Below are 10,301 nucleotides of genomic sequence, written 5' to 3' on the forward strand. Positions count from 1 at the left end.
CTTACGTTAATTCCCGCGTCTGGTTCAAGAGGGCTTCGATAGTGCCGGCGCTCCTGTCAAGCTGTATCGGCGGGGCGCTACCTCTTTTAAGTGGCCTCCCGAATGAGGGAGAGTATCAAGATGTGCTCGAATTAAAACACTAGAAATAGCTAGAAGTTTTTAAGGAGAACGGATGTTTATCGCTCAGCCGATGCACTGTGTTGGTCATCTCATTTGTGAAGAGCTTCTTCTCAGGCAATCTGGCCATCTACGATGGCGTAATGCCGAGTTCGCTGTGGCATGGGCCAACAACGCCGGGGTGAATAAAATATTCAGTCCTTTACGAGATTTCGTTTTGGCAGGGTGCAGAGTACGCGTGACGGTGGGTCTCGACTTCGGACATACAACATACGAGGGGTTAAGCAGGCTATTGGAGTTGGAGCCTGGAGCGGATATGCAGACGTATGTATTTTTTGACGAAAATCCAGCGTGCACTTTTCATCCCAAAGTTTTTCTCTTTAGTAATGATGATGAAACTCGTCTGATGGTGGGCTCCAACAATATGACAGGGGCGGGATTAGAGAGTAATGTTGAGGCGACATTGAGTATTTCAGCCGCTTTAGCCGACGAGACTGTTGTTGGGGCTTTCACTGCACTTGCGATGTGGCGTGATGAGCAAAACGATTCCCGAATTCGAAGGTTGACGCAAGGGCTTCTTGAAGAGCTCAAGGACCGTCGGTATGTCCTAACCGAAGAGGAGGTTCGAGCTCGTCGCCGTGTCGATGATGGGATTAGGGCAGGTACGGCGAACCCGCTCTTCGGGAGGAGCTCTATACGCCCAGTAAGACCCGGAAGCCGAACGCCCGGCCCTCTTAGACCTCCTGGACGCACGACTGGCTCCGCTTTAGGAGAGGTGCTGCTTATGCGCGTGAGACCACGTCGTAATGGAAACCAGGTACAAATCTCAATGAAGATTCTTGAAGCTTCGTTTATGAACGGAGTCGAAGAAGTCGTTTCAGTCCAAGGTGCAAGACGAAGGATAGGCTACAACCTTGCGAGAGGGATACGGAATACTGCCCGGTTCGAAGCGCCAGAGATGAGTACCATGCAAAATCCGGTCGCCCGATTCCAATGGGTGAATGTAAGGCATACCGGCCCTGGGCGCGGCCGGGAGAGAGTCTTACAGTACGAGATTTTCGATGCTGCAAATGACCCCCAAGGGCTTACCATTCTAAGGAAGCTTGAGAGTGGAATCGCTGACCCGCCGTTAACAAATTTAGATGAACTGAGTCAAGAAGAGACCGTTCTTTCCATTACAAATCTAAATAGCGCTCAGTGGTACCGTTTAGACTCTGTTTGAGGAGGACACGTTGGAAGGCTAAAATTCGAAACACCAATCCATTGAAGCCTTCTTTTCTAACGCTCTCGAACTTGGCTCTTCGTACAATTTCTCTCGGCATTATTGATACAGCTCGATGAGAGTGTATGAGTCGACAAGTGCTTTGCCGCTTCAATGAAGGCACGATAGCATCCGCGTTCTCTTATCCTGGTTGTCATATGGTGCATCTTAGCTAGCCAGCAAGAAGCTAACCTGCTCCTCCCTAAGAGCTGGGGAAGCTCGGAATTAATGAACGACCCTTGCGGATGCTAATGGTTAAGCGGCTTTAAGAGGCTTCGAGATTTCGCCCCGCTTTTCTAGCTCTCCGCTTTTTACGGATGAGGCCACCAACATCATTCGACAAATTTTCTCAATCAGGTAAGGCGGCACAGACTCTCCGATAACCTCGGCAATTTGGGCGGTACTGATGTCTTTTCCGTTGACTTGGAACACATACTCGTAGCGGTCTATGGTCTGAAGAACCATTGCCTCGTAGATGGAGAGAACACGATTCTGAGTAGGATGAATCTTATTGTCCGAAGCTTCATAAATAAAGTTTTGTGTAAGCGTCCGAGCTGTTTCGTCCCACTTCATTCTTCGATATGCAGAGTGAAAGCCACGTAGTAGCCTCGCTTTCCCATTTTCTAGGACATGCGGCCGCGGAAGAAGGTGACCACACTTGAGACAATGAATAGGGATTTCTTTTGATGAAACCCATTTGCCGTCAATTTGCACATCTCTGTGACCAGGATTATTGGTGCTTCCGCAGGCCGGATTGATGCACTGGTTATTGAACGCAGTGTTTCCCTCTTTAGTGTGTTGAACCCAATGGTATTTAAGCTCCGCCATCACTGGAACATAGTGGTACGGGTGAAACCAACGTGCCTCGTTTTGCCCAGCCTTGGCATCAAGTGGAGGTGCGGACCCTATGGCGTCTCGAAGAGTTACGCGCGGCTCTCTCATTTCGGTGGGGAAAAAACTTCCGTCATTGTTCTCGTAGAATTGCTTGGCGTGAGCGTCCCTTGTGAAAATTGTTATTAGTCGCTTGCGCCGCTGAGGCACGCCAAAGTCATCGCATGCGATTACCTGGGGACCGCCCACATAGTCCTGGCCAAGCCGTCTCCGGACGTAGGATATGATGTTTTCCCAACGCTTGCCATTTGTTCGAATCTCAGTCGTTTCCATCCCAGGAACGTTCTCAAGCAAAAGCCAACGCGGTTTTAGGGCCACTGCGACATCCATTGCCGGAATGATGAGCCGATTTCGCTGGTCCTCTTCATGGCGCCGACCGGAGGCGACCTCCGCCTTAAGTTTACCCATGCCATTGCTGGACATGCCTTGGCAAGGTGGTGTCGCGTAAAGAAGGAAGAGTTCGTCTCCAACCAATTGAGCGCGAGTTTGCTCTATGAACTGGTCCCTCACTTCGGAAATATCACCTTCGAGCATCTCGTGTTGAAAGTTGGCCCGATAGAGCGCTGCACGCGAAGGTAGAAGTTCGTTTGCAAGAACGATGTCTAACCCGGCCGCTTCAATTCCAAGTTCCCCAATGCCAGCAGATGAGAAAAGACTAGCCGCTTTGGGGCGATGTACGCAGTGATTGAGAGACATATATATCAGTATTCGCCGATTCCTTGGGCATCCAGTAATCGCTCGATAATTGGACCGAATGCCTCCCCGAAAAGCGGAGGGACCGCGTTTCCAATTTGGGAAGCGATATCGGTCTTACTCCCGGCAAAAAGAAACGAATCATCAAACGATTGAATTCGAGCGGCTTCCCTTGGTGTAATTGCCCGGTCGTCGAATGGATGGATACACTTACTAGATGCTGGAGATGTAAATTTGACCGTTATTGTGGTGGATGGCTCATCTGGAGCCAAACGCGAGTAGCACGAGCTATATCCACTACTCACCAGTCCCTTCGGTAGCGCGTGAATGCTGGAGCCAGCGTGTCTAATGACTTCAAGCATTTTTTCGTTATGTGTGGCAGCGTTATGAAGCGTGAGAACAGCCCCATTATTCCGCCGTCGAGCCGCTTGGTAGTCGTTTGGTGCATCCATTAGATACGAAGTAGAGGATTCACCGGACTTCAGACGGGGGAGGTCAGAGATTGCATCCCAAACGGTTACCGGGGGAAGACCGGATTCTTGGTTAACCACATACCGGTCCTTTATTCTCGTACCGATAACTTTTCCAGCGAACCAATGTGTCGGGATAGGAAATTCCGGCAAGATTTTTGTACCCAGATTTTTGCGAACACCGAGAAGAAAGAATCGCTCTCGTTTTTGAGGAATACCAAAGTTGGCTGCATTTAGAACCCGCCAGTCAACCTCATAGCCCGCGCGCTTAAATCCAGCGAGCATTTCGGTAACTAATTTTCCTTCGCCAGCTGTCAGCATTCCCACTACATTCTCCAAGAGGAAAACACGGGGCCTCAGTGTGCGCACATATTTAACGAACTCTTTGTACAGGGAGTTTCTCGGGTCATCAAGACCGGCGCCGCGGCTTGGGCGGAGAGACGAGAATCCTTGACATGGAGGGCCCCCGACGATGACGTCGATATTGCTAACGCCTGAAAGTGCGAGCATTTCTTCTGGTCGAAGAGACTCGATTTGCTGGCACGTTATTTTCGCCTTGGGATGATTAAGTGCTGCTGTTTTAGCGGCTGCTTGGTCAGCATCGATTCCGCCGACAGTTTTCAACTTTTCAGATGCATTTTCCAAGCCATACGACAATGCACCCGTGCCGCAAAACAGGTCAAGCATGTTCAGCGTTGCGTTTGTTTGTGGATTAGGTATGGCTATGGCCTGTTCACAAGGAGATATGGACGAACCATCCAGCATTAATGCAGGGGTGCCCGTGGAGCTTTCATCGAGTTTCATCATATTCGCATCAGATGTGCAGTGAGGCGTCGCCGCTATTCTCCGAGACGAGCTCTTGGACAAGCCCATGTTCTTCACAATATCCAAGAACCAAGTGCTCAACCATATTCGCCATGCTTCGATGTTCGCGGCGAGCAGCCGCTTGCAAGGCCGCTTTGAGTTTGGGCGAAACCCTGAGGTTCAACGTCTCTGTTTTTTGCTCCACACAGCTCATTTCACCTCGCCGCACAGCGTTGGAAACGCGTTAGTTAATACTTTGCACCTAATGATGCGTTACATATGCACTCATGTTGCATTAATGTATTGTTGCGGTCAAGCCCTCCGGCAGACATCGTCCACAAATTGCCGCAGACTTGGACCGTGAGATATGACTGGTGTCTGTTTAGGCTCAGCAGCGAAAAAAGGGCGCGGTGACGATGCGGCAGTGCAAGGTAGCTTGAAAATCCCTGCGCTATTGCCTAGTTTGTAAACCTGCGCTGGTACAACGCCAGCATCAGGTAACCTGAAAAAGAGCCATTACCAGTCTTATTTACCGCTTGGACGGTTGTATCCCCTATTTATGAGAGGGTACGAAAGCGGGAGGCTGGCATGGAAGAGGTCTGGCTAGAGTCGAACTGGACGGAATGGACCATAGCACAATGGTGTTGCGGCACTCTGTCCCTATTTGAGGGGGAGCGTTTCTACTCCCATGGCGCACAAGCAGGCAATCAAGAACGCCGCGCTGAAGCGCTTGCGGTTGACCTTACGGTTTATCTGGTCAGGCGTCTCGTAGATTCCTTGCACTTCCAGCAGACGGGACAGCTGCTTGTATCGGATGCCGCGTCTCATCATCTCTATTTCTATCAGCTCTTTCGCCGTCTGCTCCCAAGCCTCATAAGATTGAGGCCGCAGACCACCCGAGCCTGGCTCTCTGTTCATCTTTCCCCCACGGCCGCCACTCAGCCCTTGTCTCTGCCCTCCAGGTATTTTCTCACGAGTATTTTCAGTCGTATACGACCGGTTGGCTTTTGCGAGAGCTACACCTCCTTTGCAAGACATTTTTGCGAGGAAAAATTGCCAGCCAAAACCACACCCATCCCTAAGCGGATTCGACACCAACTCGTTGCACTTATTGCAACCAATGAGACCCCTGCCCTCTTGCAGGCTATCGGAGCCGCGACATGAAAAGCGCACCTTCCTATGGCCTGCGCAGCCGCCGCCATGCCACGAACCCGGGCGTCCGCACGATTGCGCCCACGTATGGCAAAGCTCGTATCGGCACATTTACAGAAAAAGCTGGCGGCCACATCAATGTGGAATCCGAAGCGGAACGCTTGGTCGCGCACATCTTGAGCGTTGACCCTCGCGTTAGGTCGTTCAAGCCGCAACCGTTCACTGTTGACCTGATTGGCGAACGACTGCTGTTCACCCGAGAAGAAGTGTCAGAGGCACGCAAAATGCGTGGCAGCCGTACGGGCGCCGCGGAGTACACGCCGGACTTTTCCACGGTTCAAATTGACGGGCTGCAGCAAGCGTATGAAGTCAAACTGCAAGGTTACGAGGGGAACGCTGACTACTGGAAGAAAATCGAGCGCGCACGTGAAATCATGGAAGCTTATTGCTTTCCGCTTCACACGATAGTCATTCCGGCTGACGAGCGTCATCCCATCCTTGTTAATGCACAATTGCTTAAAGCAGCAATACCGCGGGCCCGTGACTTTCTTCGGCCCGACCTCATCGACCGCGTGGAGCGCTACTGTGAATCCGGACCGGTATTACAGCGTACGTTGTGCGAGGAACTTCAGATTCCGACAGCATGGATTCCACTTTTGCTAGCTGTTGGTGCTTTACAAGCAGATGTGGCGCATTTCCGTATTTGCTCGAGTCTTGAGCTATCGGCAGCTTACGGTGACCTCGGTCACCTATTCCTTATTGAGGGATTGCAGCAATGATGTCCGACCTACGTCCGGGCGACAAGCTGCTGGTTGCTGGCAAGCCCGATGCTTATTTCGAAGTGCTTGATAGCCGCATTCACGCCGGGACTATTAACGTTTTCGATGCACAGAAGCGCGAATCCCGTTATGTCGACGAGGCCACCATTCGGGCTGGTATTTCTAACGGAAGTTTGGTACTGCGTCGCAAGGGAATGCCGGCTGTCAGCGTATGTGCTCAGTACGATAATCCGGCATTACACGCCAGGGTTCGCTTCTTATATGAGAGTCTGCGTCGCATCGTGGCAATCCAGGCGAAACAGCATATCTCTTTCGACGCGGCAATACCTTTTGCTCGCGAAGCCTACTTAGAGGAACACGCAGATGACCCGTTGAAATTAGCGTTTCCCTCGCGCGCCACTCTATTCCGTGCACAGAACAAACAGAGTTCTGGTCTGCCGGTTCTCAAAGGCGATAAGAATAAAGGCAACAGGACGAATAGGTATTCATCCGAACTCTGTGAATTTGTCGATGGGGCCATTCAGGATTTCTATCTGGTTACAGAGTCGAGGTGGACGGCTCGTGACCTGACTGATTACATCAACCGTGAGGCCCGCTCTCGGGGCTTACATGTTGCGAAGCACACTATCAGCCGAAAATTTGTAACGAGCAGAATTTATGGTCTGACCGCTGATGCAGAGTACGACCGCATGGACCCGTTAATGCGGGTCGCCGGCAAATCATTCGCTAAAAGACGAATCAGGGCCCCATTTCCTTTCGCTCGCATTGAGCAAGATGCTATGCATCTTCCGTTTGTGGTCATCACACCGCACGGTATCGCTAGGAACGTCTATCTGGTCTCGGCCGTTGACGTATGTACAGGATATCCAGTGGGATGGCATCTCGTCATCGGCGCACCGCGTGAAATGGACTCCTTGTCGTGCCTAGAGATGTATCTCACACCTGCTAAAGCGAGCCGATTCAAGGAATTAGGTCTTACAAATGCAATAAACATATACGGCACGCCAAGTGTTCTCGTTTTTGATAACGGCCCAGAGACAAAAGGTGGCCGAATCCTTCGCTTGAAGGTACTGGAGGTGGACGTCATGCACTGCAAAGCAATGGCAGCGCAAGGCAAGCCATTTATCGAGCGCCTCCACAAGGCGCTTAAGGAGGCATTGCAGCGGCAACCGGGTTGTACACGTTTTGAGGGGCAGGATGGAGTACGTGACCCGGTAGCACTGGGCGATAAGCTGATGACCCTCGATGAGCTTGAGAAATGGATTGTCCGCTGGTTTTACGAGAGCTGGGTCCATACAGAACTAGAGCGTTTACGTTGGGACGAATTGTTGGTGGATTCGGTCAAAGGTAAGACACTGTTTGAGCGCCTGAAATACATGACTGAAGAGATGGGCCATCCCATCACAATGCCTCCGTCTCGCCAGCAATGGATGATGGCGCTCTATGAGCATAGGAAACGTAAGTTGAGCGCCAAAACCGGTATCACCCTTGAACATGGTTTCCGTTACAAAGGTGAAGCCATGACATATCTCTTGGGAAAGTACGGTGACCACGCGCCACTCCATGTGTTCTACAACCCCGATGATTTCCGCCAAGCGTACGTGTTCGAAGACGATAGTCTTCCTCTGGTTACGCTAACGCACGAGCACGTCCGTCCGGACACACCGGCATGGACCTTTGCGGAAGCTAAAGCGCGCTTCGACGCCGGGAAGACTGACTCGACGGTCCCATCCGAAAAGATGAATTTTCTGCGCGACTTGGACGATGTGGTCACTAGAAGTAGCAACGCCAAGAAATCCAAATCTCGCAGCAAGCGCGAGGAAAACAAGGAAACCGTACGTCGTGCCAAGGTGCATGCAGCCAGCGAACGTGCAATCGAACGGCCACTGTCGTCGGATGCACCGTTTGGGCCTGCGCCTTCAACTAACACATCGATATCCGCTGAGGACCCTCAGCTCACCGCCGTTTCTTATGACGAAGCGCCATCAATGACCATTGTAAATCGAAAGACCGGAGAAAAACTGCTGTGACACCTGCTGAACAATTGCGCCGAGATATTCAGACCTGCGAGCTCCCGCATCCCATGTATATGGAGCACCTCTCGCGGCTCAAGCGACGCATCGATGATGCTCTTGAAGGCTTCGCACCAAAAATCGTTCGGATACCTGGTCCGAGTCGTGTCGGCAAGTCTTCGCTTATTACGACATTGTCGCGCAACTACCCTGAAGCGCGAACTGACGGTCGACGTCATGTGCCTGTATTGATTGTAGTGGTTCCTCAGGCTGCAACAGCCAAGATGCTGCCCAAGAGTGTTCTAGAAGCATTAGGCATCCAGGTATCTCCGCGAACGACGGCGGCAGCGATGTTCGATTTGATGCTGACGCAGCTTCGGCTAGCTCGGACTCGTGTCGTGATTTTTGATGAAATATCTCACCTTGTTGATGAAGGGTCGCGCGTGCCACCGCGCGCAGCCAGTGATTGGCTGAAGACTCTATCTGACAAACTCGAGATGACGCTCATCCTCTTCGGCATTCCACGACTTGAACGGATTTTCTTAGCGAACGAACAGTTGCGTGGCCGCGCCAGTCCCCCGCGGTCATTCCTACCGTACGACGCAGCAGATGTTAAGCAGATGTCGGCATATGCGGCATGTGTAATGAACTATTCTCGATTGTTTACTGCTGCGGGCTATCCCATTCAAGTAAGTCCGCGCGTGCTAGTGCAACAAAGCTACTTGCTTACTGGTGGTCTGATTGGAGTCCTTGCAGATTTCATGAGTGAGCTGGCCAGCGTGGTGAAAAATGAAGCTCCACGTCCCATCACATACCTTGACTGCCAGATGGCATGTGAGGAGGTGAATCATGCGGGGTCACCGCACCAATTGGCCTTCCTAACTTCTGGCTCTGACGATACTGATGTACCACCAGCTGCCATGAAACAAGCATATGTGCATGTATTGACCAGTAACGCGGCATCCGTACCAGTTCGTAAAAAGTCAGGAGATAAGCAATGAGCCTCATCGTTACCTATGCACCCAAAGACGACGAATCTGGAATCGGGTACTACCGCCGACTCACGGCAGATAATGCGCTTTTCGGATGGCGTCATTTGACAATCACGGCGGGCGTCGAGCGAAATCGGCGCGCATTGCTGATGCGTACCGATGATGTCGCACGCAATCTTGGTCTGGAGCGGACATGGGTGGATTTTGCCCGTCAGAAAGAAGACCAATGCCACCATTGGGGGCGACTACATCGGGCGCACTCGGATGCGGTCTGCCCTGCGTGTCTGGCTGAATCACCTCACCTACGACATCACTGGGAACACGCTTATGTCACAGCGTGTCCGCAGCATCGCATACAACTGGTCGACCAATGCGATGCCTGTGGGAAGCATCTGTCTGGGGAGCGGCTTTACATTGGGTTGTGCTCATGTGGCCATGACCTGAGCATGCTGCCTCGCGTTCCGGCGAGCCAGGTGCAGCAATGGCTGTCCACGCTGATTGTGACCTGCTCCCCAATTTAGTACGAGAACGACTTGGAGTCTGCGGTTAAAAAAGTCTTTGCAAACTGTTGCGGCGTCAGGTATCCAAGCGAACTGTGCGGCCGCTCGGAATTGTATTCCCGTCGCCAGGCCGCAATGATTTCACGAGCATGCCGCATCGAAACAAACCAATGTTCATTCAGGCATTCATCCCGGAACTTGCCGTTGAAACTCTCGATATAGGCATTCTGCTGCGGCTTGCCTGGCTCGATGAAGTTCAGCTTCAATCCGTGTGCATAGGCCCAGGCATCGAGCACCTTGCCGGCGAACTCGGGACCGTTGTCGATGGTAATCGATTGCGGTAATCCTCGAAGCTCTGATAGCCGTGAGAGCACCGATACAACCCGTGTGCCTGGCAGCGACGTATCCACCTCGATAGCCAGGCATTCCTTGGTGAAGTCGTCCACGATATTCAGGCAGCGCAAGCGGCGGCCATCAGCCAATCCATCCGATACAAAGTCCATTGACCAGCTCTGGTTGGGCATCGTCGCCTGAACCTTCAATTGCCGCTCCACGCCCGCTATGCGCTTGCGCTTACGGCGCCTCACGCTCAGGCCCGCCTGTCGATACACGCGCAACAGCTTCTTTCGA

At 52.0% G+C, this 10,301-nt stretch carries 9 protein-coding genes; 5 read left to right on the forward strand and 4 right to left on the reverse strand.

Annotated features, from left to right (window positions below):
- The first annotated feature begins 172 nt into the window (after positions 1–172).
- A complete protein-coding gene (locus HNO82_RS16500) occupies positions 173–1,339 on the forward strand; it encodes a phospholipase D-like domain-containing protein (protein ID WP_175344450.1) in 1,167 nt (388 codons plus the stop codon).
- A 294-nt stretch (positions 1,340–1,633) separates the two neighbouring features.
- Here the strand turns inward: HNO82_RS16500 and HNO82_RS16505 are convergent, their stop codons facing one another.
- The 3 genes from HNO82_RS16505 to HNO82_RS22425 form a co-directional block, all read right to left on the reverse strand.
- On the reverse strand, positions 1,634–2,965 hold the full coding sequence (locus HNO82_RS16505) for a DNA cytosine methyltransferase (RefSeq protein WP_175344451.1): 1,332 nt from the start codon (positions 2,963–2,965) through the stop codon (positions 1,634–1,636).
- Positions 2,966–2,970: 5 nt separating this feature from the next.
- Complete coding sequence (locus HNO82_RS16510) at positions 2,971–4,239, reverse strand: DNA cytosine methyltransferase (RefSeq protein ID WP_175344452.1); 1,269 nt, start codon at positions 4,237–4,239, stop codon at positions 2,971–2,973.
- Positions 4,240–4,896: 657 nt separating this feature from the next.
- Positions 4,897–5,499, reverse strand: coding sequence for a DUF6471 domain-containing protein (locus HNO82_RS22425; protein WP_349627571.1), 603 nt, complete (start codon positions 5,497–5,499; stop codon positions 4,897–4,899).
- On the opposite strand from HNO82_RS22425, the gene HNO82_RS16515 reads away from it, so the two are divergent.
- Genes HNO82_RS16515 through HNO82_RS16530 form a run of 4 tightly spaced genes read left to right on the forward strand, consistent with a single transcriptional unit; the run spans position 5,397 to position 9,692 of the window.
- On the forward strand, positions 5,397–6,167 hold the full coding sequence (locus tag HNO82_RS16515; protein WP_175344453.1) for a hypothetical protein: 771 nt from the start codon (positions 5,397–5,399) through the stop codon (positions 6,165–6,167). The genes HNO82_RS22425 and HNO82_RS16515 overlap by 103 nt on opposite strands.
- Complete coding sequence (locus tag HNO82_RS16520) at positions 6,164–8,197, forward strand: TnsB C-terminal domain-containing protein (RefSeq protein WP_175344454.1); 2,034 nt, start codon at positions 6,164–6,166, stop codon at positions 8,195–8,197. Before HNO82_RS16515 ends, HNO82_RS16520 begins: the two co-directional genes overlap by 4 nt.
- Entirely contained in the window at positions 8,194–9,180 is a 987-nt protein-coding gene (locus HNO82_RS16525; RefSeq protein WP_349627572.1) for a TniB family NTP-binding protein, read from the forward strand. The genes HNO82_RS16520 and HNO82_RS16525 overlap by 4 nt, the downstream gene beginning before the upstream one ends.
- Positions 9,177–9,692, forward strand: coding sequence for a TniQ family protein (locus HNO82_RS16530; RefSeq protein WP_175344455.1), 516 nt, complete (start codon positions 9,177–9,179; stop codon positions 9,690–9,692). Before HNO82_RS16525 ends, HNO82_RS16530 begins: the two co-directional genes overlap by 4 nt.
- Here HNO82_RS16530 and HNO82_RS16535 read toward each other — a convergent pair.
- On the reverse strand, positions 9,689–10,301 hold a 613-nt coding region (locus HNO82_RS16535), incomplete at its 5' end, for an IS3 family transposase (protein WP_175344456.1). The two genes, HNO82_RS16530 and HNO82_RS16535, sit on opposite strands and share 4 nt — an antisense overlap.

Source organism: Herbaspirillum sp. C9C3 (assembly GCF_013359625.1).
Classification (GTDB): Bacteria; Pseudomonadota; Gammaproteobacteria; order Burkholderiales; family Burkholderiaceae_D; genus Herbaspirillum.

Excerpts from the sequence above, each read along its gene's own strand:
- HNO82_RS16500 (WP_175344450.1), top strand. The coding sequence starts at position 173 with ATGTTTATCGCTCAGCCGATGCACTGTGTTGGTCATCTCATTTGTGAA.
- HNO82_RS16505 (WP_175344451.1), bottom strand. The coding sequence starts at position 2,965 with ATGTCTCTCAATCACTGCGTACATCGCCCCAAAGCGGCTAGTCTTTTC.
- HNO82_RS16510 (WP_175344452.1), bottom strand. The coding sequence starts at position 4,239 with ATGATGAAACTCGATGAAAGCTCCACGGGCACCCCTGCATTAATGCTG.
- HNO82_RS16515 (WP_175344453.1), top strand. The coding sequence starts at position 5,397 with ATGAAAAGCGCACCTTCCTATGGCCTGCGCAGCCGCCGCCATGCCACG.
- HNO82_RS22425 (WP_349627571.1), bottom strand. The coding sequence starts at position 5,499 with ATGTGCCGATACGAGCTTTGCCATACGTGGGCGCAATCGTGCGGACGC.
- HNO82_RS16520 (WP_175344454.1), top strand. The coding sequence starts at position 6,164 with ATGATGTCCGACCTACGTCCGGGCGACAAGCTGCTGGTTGCTGGCAAG.
- HNO82_RS16530 (WP_175344455.1), top strand. The coding sequence starts at position 9,177 with ATGAGCCTCATCGTTACCTATGCACCCAAAGACGACGAATCTGGAATC.